A 17131-nucleotide genomic window follows, 5' to 3' on the forward strand; every position below is an offset into this window, starting at 1 on the left:
AACCTCAGAGCAGTCCTCGCCGCCGCAGCAGATACTCCGGGTCCGGATCGGTGCCGCGGAAGATCCGGTAGGACTCCAGCGGATCCCGGGTGTTCCCGCGGGACAACAATTCGGCGCGGAAACGGTCGCCGTTCTCCCGGGTCAGCCCACCATGGGCGGTGAACCATTCCACCGCGTCGGCGTCGAGCACCTGGGACCAGATGTAGGAGTAGTACCCGGCCGCATACCCACCGGTGAAGATGTGCTTGAAGTAGCTCGAACGGTAGCGCGGCGGCACCAACTCCGGGTCGAGTCCGGCGGCGGTCAACTGCTCCTGTTCAAAGGCGAGCGGATCCTCGACCGTGTCCCCGGGAGCCAGCGAGTGCCAGGCCAGATCCAGCATGGTGGCCCCGAGATACTCCGTGGTGCGGAAGCCTTCGCCCCACAGTGAGGACTCCTCGATGGCCTCCAGCAGAGCCTGGTCGATCACCTCGTCCGTGTCCACATGCCGGGCGTAGGCCGTCACGATGTCCGGCCAGAACATCCACATCTCGTTGACCTGAGACGGGAACTCGACGAAATCGCGGGGCACCGAGGTGCCGGACAGCGTCGCGTATTTCGCTGAGGAGAGCAGGGCATGGAGCGCGTGTCCGAACTCGTGGAACAACGTCTTCACCTGGTCCACCGTCAACAGCGTCGGCTCACCAGCGGATGGCTTCGGGATGTTGAGGTTGTTGGTCACCACGGGGCGCTCGCCGAGCCAGGAGGAGGTGTCGCGGAAGGAGTTCATCCACGCGCCTCCGGATTTCGTGGGACGGGTGTAGAAATCGCCCAGGAACAGACCGAGCCCCGTCCCGTCCGAGTCCATCACCTCCCAAGTGCGCACGTCCGGGTGGTAGCCGGGCAGATCTGTCCGCTCGCCGAAGGTGATGCCGTACAGCGCCGTGGCCGCGGCGAACACCCCGTCCCGGAGCACCCGGTCCAGTTCCAGGTACGACCGCAGAGCCGAGGCGTCGACGTGGTATCTCTCGCGTTCGACCCGTGCCGCATAGAACGGCCAGTCCCACGGCTCCACGGGGTGCCCGGCCACGGCTTCTACCTCGGCCTTCTCCCGCCGGGCATTGGCGGTGGCCGCTGGGATGATCCGGTCGAGCAGCTCCGTGACCGCTCCCAGGCTGGGGGCCGTCCGGTCCTGCAACGCGTAGTCGGCCCAGTTCGAGTAACCCAGGATGCCGGCCTTCTCCGCACGGAGAGCGGCCTGTTCCACCGCCAGATCCAGGGCATAGTTCGGGCCGGGTGTGGTGCCCCGGTTCCATGCCGCCTCGAAGATCCGACGGCGGGACGCACGGTTCTCTACGCTCTGCAGCCACGGCTGAGAGGTGAACATGGAGAGCGTCAGGAGGTAGCCGGCGTCGTGTCCGGCTGTGCGGGCGGCCTCCGCGGCCGAAGTAAGGTCCTGCTCGGAGAGGCCCTCGAGCTCGGCGGCGGTCTCGAACCACACTGCCGACTCGGCGTTCTCCTCGACCATTCGCCGCCCGTACTGAGCGGCCAGCACGGACAGCCGCTCATTGATCTCGGCCAGCCTCTGCTGGGCCTCGGGGTCCAGGTCGGCTCCGTGCAGGCGGAAGTCCCGCAGGGTCGTCTCGATCAGCCGACGATCCTCAGCATCCACACCCTCGACGCTGTCCATGCCCTCCACGCCGAATTCACGGAGGCGACGATAGAGACGCTCGTCGAGGTACACGGCGTCCCAGTGCGCCGAGAGCTCGGGCTCGATCTCCTCATGGATCTGTTGGCGCCGCTCGGTGCCGTCGGCTGGAAGGACGTTGGAGAAGGCCATGGAGACCCGCCGCAGGGTCTGGCCGGATCCCTCGAACGCCAAGAACGTGTTCTCCCAGGTGGCCGGGTCGGTGTTCGCGGCGATGGCGTTCAGTTCTTCGCGGTGCTCGGCCATGCCCGCCCGGAACGCCGGCAGGTAATGCTCATCCTGGATGACGGTGAAGTCGGGCAGTCCATAGGGCAAGGTCGCTGGCGTCAGCAGAGGATTCGTCATAGTCAGCAACTGTTTCACAGTTAAGAGGCGCTGCCCAGGAGTTTCCTCGGCTCCCGGTAGAATCGACAACAGTCTTCGAACACCACCAACATCCGGGACGGGCGCGTCAGTGCGGCCTGCCGGGGGAGGAGCACCCGTGTCAGGGCATTCCAAATGGGCCACCACCAAGCACAAGAAAGCGGTGATCGACGCCCGTCGTGCCAAAGCTTTTGCCAAGTACATCAAGGGCATCGAGGTCGCTGCCCGTGCCGGCGGAGCGGACCTGTCCGGCAACCCCGCCCTGGATCTCGCCGTCACCAAGGCCAAGAAGCAGTCGGTGCCCAATGACAACATCGAGCGTGCCATCAAGCGCGGTGCGGGCCTGACCGGCGAGGTCATCGAGTACACCGAGACGGTGTACGAGGTCCGCGGTCCGCAGGGTTCGGCCCTGATGGTGGAGTGCCTGACCGACAACAAGAACCGAGCGGCGGCCGAGGTCCGGACGGCGGTCACCCGCAACGGCGGCACCATCGCCGACCCCGGATCGGTGGCGTTCCTGTTCAACCGCACGGGTTTGGTCCGGCTTCCCGCCGACGGCCTCCCCGAGGACGACGTGCTGATGGCCGTCCTGGACGCCGGTGCCGAGGAGGTCGTGAAATCGGGTGACTCGTTCGAGGTCATGTGCGACCCTTCCGACCTGCGCGCGGTGGCCACGGCCCTGGACGACGCCGGGATTGACTACGACACTGACGAGATGGAGTTCGTTGCCACCATGAAGGTGGATCTGGACGCCAAGGGAGCCAAAACCTTCTTCAACCTCGTCGACGCGCTCGAGGACCTCGATGACGTGCAGAACGTCTACTCCAATGTGGAGATCGCCCCCGAGGTGCTCGAGCAACTGGACGAGGACTGATCCTGTCGTGACCACCAGCGCCGGCCCGGTGTCGAGTCGCGGGGGAGCCCGTGCCCCCAGCCGGTTGCGCGTGCTGGGCGTCGATCCGGGACTGACGCGCTGCGGCATCGGCGTGGTGGACGTGGAGCCCAACCGCACCGCCACGCTCGTGGGGGTGACCGTCGTCGGGACCCCGGCGGAACACTCCCTCGACCGGCGACTGCTGACGATCGATGAGGCGATCGGCGAGTGGCTGGACCGGCATGAGCCCGATCATGTTGCTGTGGAGCGCATGTTCGCCCAGAACAACACGCCGACGGTCATGGGTACCGCACAGGCCTCGGGAGTGGTGATCGCCGCCGCGGCCCGCCGGGGTATTCCGGTGGCCCTGCACACGCCGTCCGAAGTTAAGGCCGCTGTGACCGGCCATGGCAATGCCGGAAAGAACCAGGTCGCGGCCATGGTCACCCGGATCCTCCGGCTCGAGTCGCCACCGACGCCGGCCGATGCCGCCGATGCATTGGCCCTGGCCATCACGCACGCGTGGCGCGGTGGCCTCATGGGCCGCGGACTGGAAACGGGCAACCTCACCAGTCCGCAGAGACCCTCCCGGTTTCCGACGGCATCGGGAAAGACAGCGGCCCAGCGGGCGTGGCTGGCGGCCGAGCAGCGATCGGGCAAATCGTCCGGCTGGGGTGGCGGGTCCCGGATCTGACCGCCTGTATGGGCTAAGGTTTTCGTAGATATCTTCGAACCGGATGGCATCCCCGACGTGAGCGAGTAGAGCATGATTTCGTCCCTGACCGGCACCGTGGAGTCCGTGGGGCTGAACCACGCCGTCATCGCGGTGTCCGGCGTCGGCCTCCGGTTCGCGGCGACGCCACAGACGTTAGCCGGGCTGCACCTCGGTGAATCCGGCCGCGTGCTGACGTCCATGGTGGTGCGGGAGGATGCGCTGACGCTCTATGGATTCGCGTCGGAGGACGAGAGGGACGTGTTCGAGGTCCTGATCGGTGTCTCCGGCGTGGGCCCGCGGTTGGCCTTGGCGGTCTTGGCGGTCTACGACCCCGAGGCCGTCCGGATCGCCGCGTCCTCGGGCGACGACCGGGCCTTCACGAAGGTCTCGGGCATCGGGCCCAAGGGGGCTCGGCGCATCGTGCTCGAACTCGCCGACAAGCTGACACCCACGGGAGCTCCGATGGCCGAATCATCCGAAGTCTCCGGGTCGTCCAGCTCGACGCCGTGGAGGGGGCAGGTGCTTGAGGCCCTGACCGGACTCGGCTGGACCGAGAAGGACGCCGAGAAGGCGGTCAAAGACACGATGTCCGCCGAACCCGAACTGGAGGAGTCCGGTGACGTGGCGGGCGTGCTCAAGGCGACCCTGCGGCACCTGGGCCAGGGGCAGTCCGCGCGTTCGTCCGGAAGGAAGTCCTCATGACGACGCCGGACCACTCGAAGGGGCGCGTGGTCAGTGGGGGAGCGGAAGGCGAGGAACGGGAACTCGAGGCGGCTCTGCGGCCCAAGAACCTCGATGACTTCGTCGGCCAGCACCGCGTCCGTCGGCAACTGTCGCTCGTCTTGGAGGCGGCGCGGATGCGAGGCCGCAGTGCCGACCACGTGCTGCTGTCCGGACCGCCCGGTTTGGGCAAGACGACGCTGGCCATGATCATCGCCGCGGAGATGAACGCTCCGCTGAGGATCTCGTCCGGCCCGGCCATTCAGCACGCCGGAGACTTGGCGGCCATTCTGTCCTCGCTGACCGAGGGTGAAGTGCTGTTCCTCGACGAGATCCACCGGATGTCCCGGCCGGCCGAAGAGATGCTCTACATGGCCATGGAGGACTTCCGCGTGGACATCGTCGTCGGCAAAGGCGCCGGAGCCACGTCGATTCCATTGGAGATCCCCCCGTTCACTCTCGTTGGGGCGACGACGAGGGCCGGACTGCTTCCCGGGCCGTTGCGGGACCGCTTCGGCTTCACCGGCCATCTGGAGTTCTACAGCACCGACGAACTGGAATTGGTGCTGCGGCGATCGGCTCTGCTGTTGGACATGCAGGTCAATTCGGCGGGTTTCGAGCAGATTGCGACTCGCTCCCGCGGCACGCCGCGCGTCGCGAATCGACTCTTGCGCCGGGTCCGGGACTGGGCCCTGGTCGACGGCTTGGACCATGTGGATGCGCGGTCGGCTTCGGCGGCACTGGACATGTACGAGGTGGACCAGCGGGGCCTGGACCGGCTCGACCGCTCGGTCATCGAGGCGCTGTGCACCAAGTTCGGCGGCGGGCCGGTGGGTCTGTCCACGTTGGCGATCGCTGTGGGCGAAGAGACGGAGACCGTCGAGACGGTGGCCGAGCCGTTCCTGGTCCGGGAGGGTCTGTTGGGGCGCACGCCGCGGGGTCGGATCGCCATGCCGGCCACGTGGGAGCACTTGGGAATGGTGCCTCCGCCGGAGTCACCGGCCGCGGCGTTCTGGACGGCGAGACACACCACGTAGACTGAGGGGGTTGTCCTGTGACCCGACTCTGGAATGTGGTGTCCCTCCGTGACCCAGTTGAATGCTCTGAACGCCGCCTCGATCGTCGCTGAGGCGAATGCGAACCCGGAAGGCGGCGGGGGGCTGCCCTTCGACCCGTTCCTGCTGCTCATGCTGGCGGTCTTCGCCATCCTGATCTTCAGCATGTTCCGGCGCAACAAGAAGACCCAGCAGCAACAGCAGCAGCTGCACAGCTCATTGGGCCCCGGCATCGAGGTCATGACGACGATGGGTCTCTTCGGGACCATCGTCTCCGTGGACAAAGAGGAGAACAAGGCCGTCATCGAGCTGTCTCCGGGAAACACCGCGACGGTGCACCTGCAGGCCATCGGCAAGGCGGTCGACCCGGTCGCCGAGTCCGATGCCGAGACGGGTGCTGAGGCCGACGCACTGGCTGACGGCAGCACCGTCCCCGATTCCCCGGCGGGTCTGGACGACACTGGCTACAACGGCCGGAACGACGCCACCGACTCAGACGGCCCCGAGGACCCCCGTCCCGGTGATGGCCGCCCGTCCGCCTGAAGCCCTGACGCTCTGTCCTCCCACGTGAACTGAAAGCCGTAGCCTTCCATGTCAGATAAGACCCCTCGAGGACGTGCCAAGCGCACCCTCTGGTGGCTCACCGGCCTGATTGTCGTCCTGGCGGCGATTCTCGGCGTCGGCGTCGCCACCGGTCAGGCCCAATGGGCTCCCAAACTCGCCCTGGACCTGGAAGGCGGCACCCAGATGGTGCTCGCCCCGGAGGTGTCCGGCGGCCAGGATGTCTCCTCCGAACAGCTGGAGCAGGCCGTGGAGATCATTCGACAGCGTGTCGACGGATCCGGTGTCTCCGAGGCGGAGATCGCGACCCAGGGCGGCAGCAACGTGGTGGTCTCGTTGCCGGGGATACCCGACGAGGAGACGCGATCCCTAATCCAGGCCTCCGCGAACATGGAGTTCCGTCCGGTCATCACGATGGGCAGCTTCACGGCGGTCCCGGAGGACCAGCGAACCCCGCAGGAGGAATTCCCGGAACCGACGGGGGAACCGCAGAACGGCTCCGACCAGAACTGGATCACCCCTGAGCTGGCCGCCGAGTTCGAGGCCTACGACTGCCCGACGGCGTTGGCCGATCCCCATCGTGAGGACCTGCCGACCGACGAGGCGGCCATCGTGTGCCAGCCCGGCGACGAGGAGAGCGGCCAGCCCGGGGTCAAGTACATCGTCGGCCCCGTCGAGGTGCCCGGCACGGACATTGCCGGCGCTGACTACGGTATGGCCAGCAGCTCCACCGGCGTGTCCACGAACCAGTGGGCCGTCAACCTGAGTTTCAACGGGGAGGGCGCGGACGCCTTCCGTGAAGTCACTCAGCGCCTGACCCCCTTCCAGGAGGGGGACCCGCGCAAGCAGTTCGCGATCGTCCTCGACGGGACCGTGGTCTCGGCGCCGCAGTCCAACGCCGTCATCACCGACGGCCGTGCGCAGATCACCGGCAATTTCACGGAGGAGTCCGCTTCCGCCTTGGCGGAGCAGCTCAAGTACGGCGCCCTGCCGATCAGCTTCAGCATCGAGTCGGAACAGCAGATCTCCGCCACCCTGGGCGCCGACCAGCTGCGTCTGGGCCTCATCGCCGGGCTCATCGGCCTCGCTCTGGTGGCCGTCTACTCGTTCTTCCAGTACCGGTTGCTCGGCCTGGTCACCATCGCTTCGCTGGGGATGGCCGGGCTGCTGACCTATCTGGCCATCGTCCTGCTGGGCTGGTCCGACAACTACCGGCTTTCGTTGGCCGGTATCGCCGGGCTGATCGTGGCGATCGGTCTGACCGCCGACTCGTTCATCGTGTATTTCGAGCGCATCAAGGACGAACTGCGCAGCGGTCGATCGCTCGGCGAAGCCGTCGAGTACGGCTGGTTGCGGGCCAAACGGACCGTGACGGCGTCCAAAGCAGTGAACCTGCTGGCCGCCGTCGTGCTGTATTTCGTGGCCGTGGGCAACGTCCGCGGTTTCGCCTTCACCCTGGGTCTGACGGCCGTGGCGGACCTGGTGATCGTGTTCTTGTTCACCCATCCGGTGATGCAGTTGCTGGCCAACACCCGGTTCTTCGGTGGGGGCCACCGGCTCTCCGGTCTGGACCCGTCCCTGCTTGGGCGCAAACCGCTGTATCAGGGGGCCGGCCGCGTGCGGCAGTTCACCTCCGGGCCAGAGTCACCCGCAGCCAAGAAGAAACAGAAGTCCTCCAAGGAGGCCGCTCGGCGTCAGACCATCGCCGAACGTCGCCGTGCGGAACAGCAGGCGGCGATGTCAGGCGGCACGGACCCCGCTGAGAGCAGTACCACCGCGGCCGACCGGACGGAGGAGCAGAAGTGAGCGCACTGGCGACCTGGGGCAATGAGCTCTACACCGGCAAGAGGTCCTATCCCTTCACCTCGAAGTGGAAGATCTGGTTCTCCGTCGCGCTGGCCATCCTGGTGGTGGCCGTCGGGCTGACCCTGGCCCGTGGTGGGTTCAATCTCGGCATCGATTTCCGCGGTGGGTCCGAGTTCACCGTGTCGGCCGTGCAGAACACCGACGTGGCCCCCGGCGAGCAGGCGGTGACCGACGCCGTGCCGGAAGCCGAGGCGACGGTGACGAACATCGCTCCGGGCACCATGCGGATCCAGACGGACCGTCTCGATGACGACCAGACATTGACCGTCGCCGAGAACCTGCAGAATGCCTACGGTGTCGGCCAGGACCAGGTGACCTCCACCTTCGTCGGGCCGACATGGGGCGCCGACGTGTCCCAGCAGGCCCTTCTCGGACTGGTCGTCTTCATCGTTCTGGTGGCGTTGCTGATGGCCGCCTACTTCCGGACCTGGAAGATGTCCGTGGCCGCGGTGCTTGGACTGTTGTACGTGGTGGCGGTGACGGCGGGCATCTACGGCGCGACCGGCTTCGAAGTGACTCCGAGCGCGATCATCGGCTTCCTCACCATCCTCAGTTATGCCCTCTATGACACGGTGGTGGTCTTCGACAAGATTCGGGAGAACACCGAACACAACCTCGAGGAAACGACCCGGACCTTCTCGGAGAACGTCAACCTGGCCATCAACCAGACCCTGGTCCGTTCCATCAACACCTCTGTGGTGGCCATCCTCCCGGTCGGGTCCATTCTCTTCATCGGCGCTCTGCTCCTGGGCGCCGGAACTTTGAGGGACATCTCGCTGGCCATCTTCGTCGGGATCATCGTCGGCACGCTCGCGACGATCTTCATCCAGGCCCCGCTGTACACCCTGCTGCGTCAAGGCGAGCCAAAGATCAAGGCCAACGACGAAAGGGCCCTCAAGGGGCGCTCGTCCGACGGCCCGGACACTGCACCGGCCGGCAGCACCACCTGACCGGACAGCAGCCGTTACCCAGAGAGCCGTTACTCTGACAGCAGAGTGTCGGCCGCCCGGTCGAGCACTAGAATGGATCACCACCCGGTTCAGGGTGTGAGGACTACAGCGGAGGTACGGGTCACCGTCGTCGACCGTGGGAAGGAGTGCAGCCGTGGGCGAAGAACCGAACTATCCACGCGCCACGACCTCGGCCGACTCTGCTGTGCCCGACTCCAGCGCGGCCACCGTGACGGGGCGCCAACCGGCGGCGAACCAGCACTATTCCTCGGCGGTGCCGGAGACCGACGTGCCGCCCACCGTCGATTCCCCGCCAGCGGCTGATTCTCCGCCCGCCGTGACGACCAGTCTCGCCGGGTCAATCGTCTCGAGGCGGCCCCGCAGCCGGCTGGCCCGGCTGACCGGTCGGGTGGCCAATGACTATTCGCCCATCCTGGAGCCTCTGGTCCGCACGCTCAAGGTCCGCGAGCCCAAGGACGCCCGCGAAGACCTCGACCTGATCATCCGCGCCTTCGACGTGGCTGAGCGCGCGCACTCGGGGCAGAAACGCAAGAGCGGCGACCCGTACATCACCCACCCGGTGGCCGTCGCGACGATCCTGGCCGAGCTCGGCATGACGGGCACCACCCTGGCCGGCGCCTTGCTGCACGACACCGTCGAGGACACCAGTTACTCCCTGGAGCAACTCCGTAAAGACTTCGGGGAAGAGGTCGCCCTGCTGGTGGACGGAGTCACCAAACTGGACAAGGTCAAGTTCGGTGACGCAGCGCAGGCCGAGACCGTCCGCAAAATGGTGCTGGCGATGGCCGACGACGTCCGCGTCCTCGTCATCAAGCTGGCTGACCGACTGCACAATGCCCGAACCTGGCGGTACGTGGCCCCGGAGTCGAGCGCCCGCAAAGCCAAGGAAACCCTCGAGATCTACGCGCCGTTGGCCCACCGTCTCGGCATGAACACCATCAAGTGGGAACTGGAGGACCTGTCCTTCGCCGCGCTGTACCCCAAGGTCTACGCGGAGGTCGTGCGGCTGGTGGGGGAGCGGACCCCCGAGCGGGAGAAGAACGTGGCCGCCTTGCGCAGCCAGATCGAGCGAGACCTCCGGGAAGCCAAGGTCAAAGCGACGGTGACCGGTCGGCCCAAGCACTTCTACTCGATCTATCAGAAGATGATCGTGCGCGGCAGGGACTTCGACGAGATCCACGACCTCATGGGTGTGCGAGTCCTCGTCGACTCGGTCCGGGACTGTTACGGCGCACTGGGTGTCCTGCATGCCAAATGGAGTCCGCTGCCGGGTCGCTTCAAGGACTACATCGCGATGCCGAAGCTGAACATGTATCAGTCCTTGCACACCACGGTCATCGGGCCCGGCGGCAAACCGGTCGAGATTCAGTTGCGCACTCATGAGATGCACCGGCGTGCGGAGTACGGAGTCGCAGCACACTGGAAGTACAAGGACCAGACCACTCGCGGTGGGACCGGCGGGAGCGATCAGACTCCCGGCTGGCTGCGCTCGGTCATGGACTGGCAGAAGGACACCAAAGACCCGAACGAGTTCCTCGAATCGCTTCGGGCCGAGATCGACGCCGCCGAGGTCTTCGTCTTCACCCCCAAGGGCGAAGTCATGGCTCTGCCCGCCGGCTCGACCCCGGTGGATTTCGCCTACGCGGTGCACACCGAGGTGGGTCACCGGACCATCGGTGCACGCGTCAACGGCAAGCTCGTCCCGCTCAACAGCGAGCTCCATCATGGCGATTGGGTGGAGATCTTCACGTCGAAGACCGAGGGCGCCGGCCCCAGCCAGGACTGGCTCGGTTTCGTGCGCAGCCCGCGGGCACGGAACAAGATCCGCCATTGGTTCTCGAAGGAGCGCCGCGAGGAGTCCATCGAGAAGGGCAAGGAGCAGCTGACGCGCCAGTTGCGCAAGATGAACCTGCCGCTCCACCAAATGATGGGCGCCGATTCCCTGTCGGCCGTGGCGCTGGAACTGAACCTGCCGGACATCTCCACGCTCTACGCGTCCATCGGAGACTCGAACGTCTCCGTGCAGAACGTCATCGAGCACCTGGAAAAGCTCCATGCGGTCGAAGAGCCGGATGAGGAAGCGCTCGACGCCGTCCCGATCACCCGGGTCTCGGCCCCCACCAAGCACGTGAACTCCGGAGTGATGGTGCAGGGATCGGGCGACGTCATGGCGAAACTGGCCCGGTGCTGTACTCCCGTGCCCCCGGACGAGATCATCGGCTTCGTCACTCGTGGCTCCGGGGTGTCTGTACACCGGACCGATTGCCGCAACATCGACCAGCTGAAGCAAGAGCCGGACCGGATCGTCGACGTCGCCTGGGCGCCGACCCAGTCGTCCGTCTTTCTCGTGGAGATCCAGGTCGAGGCCCTGGACCGCAAGTCGCTGCTCTCGGACGTCACCCGGATCCTGGCCGAACACCACGTCAACATTCTCTCCGCCTCGGTCAACACCTCGAAGAGCCGGGTGGCGATCAGCAAGTTCGTGTTCGAGATGGGTGATCCGAAGTACCTCACCCACGTGTTGGCCTCGGTGCGCCGGATCGACGGCGTTTACGACGTCTACCGGACCGTCGGCCAGAACCGGCCGCCCCGCGACTAAAAGGCGGTCGGCCCGATCCGGCTTCGGTCAGGCCAGCAGCGTCTCCAGTCGTCGCCGGGCCTGGACCATACCTGGCTTCCGGCGGTGATCCTCGAATCGGCGCCGTAGTCGGGCGGAGTCGGTCCGGGTCAGCAGACGGGCGGCTGCCGCCATCGCCGGAGGACCGGAGCGAGGACCCGCTCGGCGTAAGACGTCCTCGATCGTCCGGTCCACCGTGGTGCAGCGCAAGCCGAAAACATTCACGACGTCGGCCGAGTCTCGGGCCACGTCCGATTGTTCCCAGTGCAACCTCACGGACAGCGGCTGCGACGGGATGCGTTGGAAGTGCTCCACCGAGGCCTCCAGCACTCCCGGTGATCCGCCGCCCGCATGGATCCACGCCGCGGTGAGACCGGTCGAGGCCCAGGATCCGGTGATCACCGGAGCGGTGAGCCGCAAGACCGACGCCGCTCGGACCCGCGTGTCCTCCAGACCATGGTTGGCCGGCAGATAGAGATCCCCGACGACGTGCACCAGGAGTCCTGACAGTTCCATGCCCCGTAGTTCGGGCCCGGAGAACGGCAGTCCCGGCACCAGGAAGTCCACCGGAGGCTGCTCCACGTGAGGCACGGCAGCAGACCGGGAGTCGGGCAGTGCAGCGGGCTGGGTGGTGGGGGCGGTCACCGCTTCAGCCTGCCAGAGACACTTGTGGCCCGGCAGATCGCCGGGCCACCACTGTGGACAACCACCGCACGCGACGACTATCTCAGCGCAGACCCCGTGCTGACTTCTGCAAGGTCTCCAACCACAGTCGGCGGGCGTCCAGAGCCTCCTGGGCCTTCTTGATGGCCTTGTCGTCGCCCCGTGACTGTGCCTTGGCCAGATCGTCCTCCAACTCGGCCACCTTGTCCTCGAGCTGACTCAATGCGGAATTGGTGCGGGCCTTCGTCTCAGGGTTGGTCTTGCGCCAATGCTCGTCCTCGGCCGACTTGAGCGCTTCCTCCAGCTTCCGGAACGCCGATTCCATGCGTGAGACGTCCTTACGAGGCACCCGGCCGGCGTCCTCCCACCGGCCGCGCAGCTCGTTGAGCGCTTTGCGGGCGGCCTTGACGTCCTTGACCGGCAGCAACTTCTGGCCATCAGCCAGAATCTGCTCCTTGACCTTGAGGTTCTCACCGTATTCGCGGTCGATCTCCTCGTTGGCGGCCTTGCGGGCATTGAAGAAGACGTCCTGGGCGGCACGGAATCGGGCCCACAGGGCGTCGTCTTCCTTCCTCGAGGCCCGCGGCGCGGCCTTCCACTCGTCCATCAGTTCCCGGTAGGCACCCGCGGTCGGTCCCCAGTCCGTGGAGCCGGACAGGGCCTCCGCGCGCGCGATCAGCTTCTCCTTGACGGCCCGGGCCTGGGCATTGGTGGCATCCAGTTGAGAGAAGAACGCCCGCCGATGCTTGTCATGAGTGGTGCGCGCCGTCCGGAACCGCTTCCACAGCGCGTCTTCCACCGGCTTGCCCAGGCGTGGGCCGGCCTTCTGGGCGGCCTTCCAGCTCTCGAACAACTCGTTCATCCGCGCGGTCGCCTGTTTCCACTGGACCTGCTGGGGATCCTTGGCGGCCAGGGCCTCCGCCTCGGCCACGATGGCCTCGCGATGGGCGAGCTGTTCCGCCTGAGCCTTCTCCAGAGCCAGCTTCTCGGCGACCTTGAGGTCGTCCAGTCGTGTCTGGAGAGCCTCGACGCGGGCCCGGAGCGCCGGCAGGTCACCGACCATGCCCCGTTCGCCGATCGTTGTGCGCAGATGCTGCAGGGTCTTCTGGATCTCACCGGCGGGAGCCCCCGCAGCCACCCGCTGCTCCAGGAGCATCAGCTGGGACACGACCTCATCGTATTTGCGGGCGAAGTAGGCCAGGGCCTCGTCCTTGGTGCCATCGGGGAACTGGCCGACGGGGTGTTCCTCACCGCCGTCGATCAGGACGACGTGCCCGTCGTCGCTGACTTTGGCGAACTTGGCGGCTTCGTCCAACGGCGTGGTGTACGTCGGGGCCGGCATCGGCGCCGCCGGGGCGGCAGAACCCGACTGACCAGTCTGGCCGGGCTTGCTCGCCTGTCCCGGCCGAGTGCCCTGACTGGGCGCCCCCGGCTTGCCAGGCCGCGGCATGTTCGACGGCTTCGGGGCTGAGGACGGCTTGGGTGCTGAGGTTGGTTCGGCGGCTGGTGTGGAGGCTGGCGTGGCAGTCGGAGCCGGTTCGGGATCCGCGGCGGGGGCCTCGGAGGCCTCCACGGACGCCAGAACGGCGTGCGTCTCCGCCTCGGCCGGCTCGGTGGGAGTGGCCGCCTCGGGCTCCGGCTGGTCGGGCCGCTCGGTGGGCTGCTGGTCGTCGGGTTGCTGACTGGTGGTCACCGCTAGAACTCTCTGTTGGTGCCCTGCACCGGCGCGCGGCCGCAGGGAATAGGGACACGGACACGACCAGCGTACCGGCTGGATCTAGAATGATGTGGCGAATCCCTCCCAACAGAAGGTCATCCATGTCCCGCAAGGCATCCCTGTCCGGTTTCCACGAATGGCTCCCCGCCGATCGGATCGTGGAGCAACATGTTCTGGACACCCTGCGGAGTACCTTCGAGTTGCATGGCTTCAGCTCCATCGAGACGCGAGCCGTGGAAACACTCGGCCAGCTGCTGCGCAAGGGCGAGATCGACAAGGAGGTCTATGCCGTCTCGCGGCTGCAGGCGGCCCTCCACGAGGACTCGTCGGCGGAATCAGCCCAGCAGAAGACCGGTGATCCGAACCAGCTGGCCCTGCACTTCGATCTGACGGTGCCGTTCGCCCGCTACGTCGTGGAGAACGCCGGACACTTGACCTTCCCGTTCCGCCGCTATCAGATACAGAAGGTCTGGCGCGGTGAACGCCCCCAGGAGGGCCGGGCCCGGGAGTTCACCCAGGCGGACATCGACGTGGTCGGCGACGGCGCCTTGCCGTTCCGCTACGACGTCGACGTGGCGCTGGTGATGGCCGAGGCTCTCGGCTCGCTGCCCATCGGCGACTTCACCATCCGGATCAACAACCGGAAGCTCGCCGAGGGCTTTTACCGGGGACTCGGTCTGGAGGACACCGCCGGTGTGCTGCGCAACATCGACAAGCTGGAGAAGATCGGCGCCGACGAGGTCTCCCGGCTTCTGCAGTCCGAACTCGGCGCCACCGAGGAGCAGGCGAACCAGGCCCTGGCGCTGGCCGCGATCCGCACGGACGACACCTCTTTCGTGGAGAACGTGCGTGCCCTCGGGGTGAGCCACGAGTTGCTGGAGGAAGGCCTGGACGAGCTGGCCGCCGTCGTCGGGGAACTGCACCGGAGTGCACCCGGACGAGCTGTGGCCGACCTCTCGATCGCCCGCGGCCTGGACTACTACACCGGAACGGTCTACGAGACGGTCCTGAACGGCCACGAACAGCTCGGATCCATCTGCTCCGGTGGCCGCTACGACGCTCTGGCGGCCAAGGGCAACCGCACCTTCCCCGGGGTGGGCTTGTCGATCGGCGTCACCCGGTTGATGATGCGGATGTTCTCCCAGTCCATGGCGCACGCCTCGCGCTCCGTGCCGACAGCTGTGTATGTGGCCCTGACCCACGACGACGACTGGTCGGCCGCACAGGACACCGCTCGGCTCTTGCGCTCCCGCGGCATCGCCACCGAGGTGGCCGCGTCCGCGGAGAAGTTCGGCAAGCAGATCAAGTACGCGGACCGTCGCGGCATCCCCTTCGTCTGGTTCACGGACTCTTCCGGCAGCGGCACTGCCGAGCACCAGGTCAAAGACCTGCGATCGGGCGAGCAGGTCGACGCCGATCCGGATACCTGGATGCCACCGGCGGAGGATCTGCGACCGCAAGTCCTGTCAGGACCGAGTGACCGTTAGGACTGTCGAAGCTCTTCGGCGAGCATCACGATGATGCCGCTCGGCCCGCGCACGTAGGTCAGCTTGTAGACGTCCCCGTACGTGGCCACACCGCGCAGCGGGCGGCAACCGTGTTTCGCGGCGATCTGGAGAGCATCGTCGATGTCGTCGACGGAGAAGGCCACCCGGTGCATACCGATCTCGTTCGGCTGGGTGGGCGGGGTCTCGATCCCGTCCGGATGGAGGTACTCGAAGAGCTCGAGGCGACCGTTGCCGTCCGGGGTCTGGAGCATGGCGATGCGGGCGTGATTGCCGTCGAGACCGACAGCAGTGTCCGCCCAGTCGCCGCTGATCGTGTCACGGCCCAGCACCGTCAGTCCGAGGTCGGTGAAGAAGGCGATGGCCTCCTCGAGATCGCGGACCGCGATGCCGACGTTCTCCATCGTGATCGTCATGTCCGGACGATATCAGTCGGCCGGCCGAACCATGAGGACCACGAGACGGCCTGCGACTCCGACGGCGAAGACAGCGACCATGACGAGTACGGATGCCCATGGCAGAGTGAACGCCAGCGCCAGGCAGGCCACGACGCCAGTTAGATTCAGCCAGCGCGGTCCCGGCACCACCCGCTCCGTCAGGGTGAAGGCAGCCAGGTTAGAGATCGCGTAGTACACCAGCACTCCGAAGGACGAGAAGCCGACGACGGTCAGCACGTCAGTGGTCAGCAGCAGGATGATCACGACGACGCCGGCCGTCAGTTGCGCGACCCACGGCACGGAGGTGCGGTGGGAGACCGCCGAGAGGCCTCGCGGCAGATCACCATCCCGGGCCATGGCCAGACCCGTGCGCGAGATCCCGGCGACCAGATTCAGCATCGAGCCTGTGCAGGCCAGCGCCGCGCCCAGGACCGCCAGCCAGATCCAGCCGGGACCGAACAGTATCCCCACGGCCTCGCGCACCGGGGCCGCCGAGGCCGCCAATGTCTCCACGCCGAGCACCCTCTGCAGTGCCACGGCGACGATGACGTACAGCACGAGCGTAAAACCGAGGGCGCCGAAAATGGCCCGCGGTATGGTCCGCCTCGGGTCCCGGACCTCTTCACCCATCGTCGCGATCCGGGCATAGCCGGCGAATGCGAAGAACAGCAATCCGGCGGCCTGGAGGACTCCGGCAGGAGTGGCGTCCGGGAGGGAGCCCAGAGAGTCAGCAGGCGAGCCGGTGGGCGGCCCGGCCGGACCGTCGTCGGGAGCGATCAGGGCCGCCATGATCACCGTGGCGAGAATGGCCAGGACCGGCACCACGATGGCGACGGTCGCCTGAACGGTGCGCGTCACCCCCAAGAGGGCCACGCCGGTGAGGAGCACGACGGCGCCGATCGCCACCCAGCGTGCCGTCCAATCGGTGCCGGGCACCACATAGAGAGCCAGGGTGTAGGCCATAGCGGCGATGGAGGCGGACTTGCCGGTCACAAATCCCCAGCCGGCGATGAACCCCGCCCATGCTCCCAACTGGCGCCGGCCGAAGACGTAGGCGCCGCCCGAGGCCGGATGGACGGCCGCGAGCTGGGCGGTGGAGGTGGCGTTGATCCACGCGGTGATCCCGGCCAGTACCACGGAGAGCAACAGCAGGCTCCCGGCGTGAGCGGCGGCCAGGCCCAGCGCCGTGAAGACGCCGGCGCCGACCATGGATCCGATGCCGACCACGACGGCGCCCGGCAGTCCGAGTCGCCGGTCGAGTCGCCCGGCGGACGGCAGTCGTCCCGTTGGATCGGCCATGTTCTCCACCCAGTAGAATCGTCGGGATAGCCGACGGTCCGCCGTGTGCGGACGGCTGAAGATCTACCACGCCAAGTGAAC

The 17131-nt window shown here is 66.7% G+C and carries 14 protein-coding genes; 9 read left to right on the plus strand and 5 right to left on the minus strand.

Features of this window, described 5'->3' with window-relative positions; genetic code table 11:
- Nucleotides 1-4: 4 nt before the first annotated feature.
- On the minus strand, nucleotides 5-2032 hold the full coding sequence (locus ACFQQD_RS07835; RefSeq protein WP_378088035.1) for a M3 family metallopeptidase: 2028 nt from the start codon (nucleotides 2030-2032) through the stop codon (nucleotides 5-7).
- 136 nt (nucleotides 2033-2168) lie between these two features.
- On the opposite strand from ACFQQD_RS07835, the gene ACFQQD_RS07840 reads away from it, so the two are divergent.
- The 8 genes from ACFQQD_RS07840 (at nucleotide 2169) to ACFQQD_RS07875 (ending at nucleotide 11411) form a co-directional block, all read left to right on the plus strand.
- Entirely contained in the window at nucleotides 2169-2924 is a 756-nt protein-coding gene (locus ACFQQD_RS07840; RefSeq protein WP_378088037.1) for a YebC/PmpR family DNA-binding transcriptional regulator, read from the plus strand.
- A gap of 7 nt (nucleotides 2925-2931) precedes the next feature.
- Nucleotides 2932-3618, plus strand: a complete 687-nt coding sequence (ruvC, locus tag ACFQQD_RS07845) for a crossover junction endodeoxyribonuclease RuvC (RefSeq protein ID WP_378088039.1) — start codon at nucleotides 2932-2934, stop codon at nucleotides 3616-3618.
- Nucleotides 3619-3690: 72 nt separating this feature from the next.
- The gene (gene ruvA, locus ACFQQD_RS07850; protein ID WP_378088041.1) at nucleotides 3691-4341 is read left to right on the plus strand and encodes a Holliday junction branch migration protein RuvA; all 651 of its coding nucleotides are present in this window, start codon (nucleotides 3691-3693) and stop codon (nucleotides 4339-4341) included.
- Nucleotides 4338-5396 (plus strand): Holliday junction branch migration DNA helicase RuvB, encoded by a 1059-nt coding sequence (gene ruvB / locus ACFQQD_RS07855; RefSeq protein ID WP_378088043.1) that lies wholly within the window; start codon nucleotides 4338-4340, stop codon nucleotides 5394-5396. The genes ruvA and ruvB overlap by 4 nt, the downstream gene beginning before the upstream one ends.
- A gap of 48 nt (nucleotides 5397-5444) precedes the next feature.
- Entirely contained in the window at nucleotides 5445-5957 is a 513-nt protein-coding gene (gene yajC, locus ACFQQD_RS07860) for a preprotein translocase subunit YajC (RefSeq protein ID WP_378088045.1), read from the plus strand.
- Nucleotides 5958-6005: 48 nt separating this feature from the next.
- On the plus strand, nucleotides 6006-7781 hold the full coding sequence (gene secD, locus ACFQQD_RS07865) for a protein translocase subunit SecD (protein ID WP_378088047.1): 1776 nt from the start codon (nucleotides 6006-6008) through the stop codon (nucleotides 7779-7781).
- Complete coding sequence (gene secF / locus ACFQQD_RS07870) at nucleotides 7778-8791, plus strand: protein translocase subunit SecF (protein WP_378088049.1); 1014 nt, start codon at nucleotides 7778-7780, stop codon at nucleotides 8789-8791. The genes secD and secF overlap by 4 nt, the downstream gene beginning before the upstream one ends.
- A 337-nt stretch (nucleotides 8792-9128) precedes the next feature.
- Nucleotides 9129-11411: a RelA/SpoT family protein gene (locus ACFQQD_RS07875; RefSeq protein ID WP_378090034.1), complete on the plus strand. Its 2283-nt coding sequence runs from the start codon at nucleotides 9129-9131 to the stop codon at nucleotides 11409-11411.
- Between the two features lie 27 nt (nucleotides 11412-11438).
- On the opposite strand, the gene ACFQQD_RS07880 is transcribed toward ACFQQD_RS07875, so the two are convergent.
- Complete coding sequence (locus ACFQQD_RS07880; RefSeq protein ID WP_378088051.1) at nucleotides 11439-12074, minus strand: hypothetical protein; 636 nt, start codon at nucleotides 12072-12074, stop codon at nucleotides 11439-11441.
- 82 nt (nucleotides 12075-12156) lie between these two features.
- Nucleotides 12157-13785, minus strand: a complete 1629-nt coding sequence (locus ACFQQD_RS07885) for a DUF349 domain-containing protein (RefSeq protein ID WP_378088053.1) — start codon at nucleotides 13783-13785, stop codon at nucleotides 12157-12159.
- 125 nt (nucleotides 13786-13910) lie between these two features.
- On the opposite strand from ACFQQD_RS07885, the gene hisS reads away from it, so the two are divergent.
- Complete coding sequence (hisS, locus tag ACFQQD_RS07890; RefSeq protein WP_378088055.1) at nucleotides 13911-15296, plus strand: histidine--tRNA ligase; 1386 nt, start codon at nucleotides 13911-13913, stop codon at nucleotides 15294-15296.
- On the opposite strand, the gene ACFQQD_RS07895 is transcribed toward hisS, so the two are convergent.
- Both ACFQQD_RS07895 and ACFQQD_RS07900 read right to left on the minus strand, forming a co-directional pair.
- Entirely contained in the window at nucleotides 15293-15730 is a 438-nt protein-coding gene (locus ACFQQD_RS07895) for a VOC family protein (RefSeq protein WP_378088057.1), read from the minus strand. The genes hisS and ACFQQD_RS07895 overlap by 4 nt on opposite strands.
- A gap of 12 nt (nucleotides 15731-15742) precedes the next feature.
- Entirely contained in the window at nucleotides 15743-17050 is a 1308-nt protein-coding gene (locus tag ACFQQD_RS07900) for an APC family permease (RefSeq protein WP_378088059.1), read from the minus strand.
- Nucleotides 17051-17131: the final 81 nt, after the last annotated feature.

The organism is Citricoccus sp. GCM10030269 (genome assembly GCF_042665635.1).
Lineage (GTDB): Bacteria > Actinomycetota > Actinomycetes > Actinomycetales > Micrococcaceae > Citricoccus.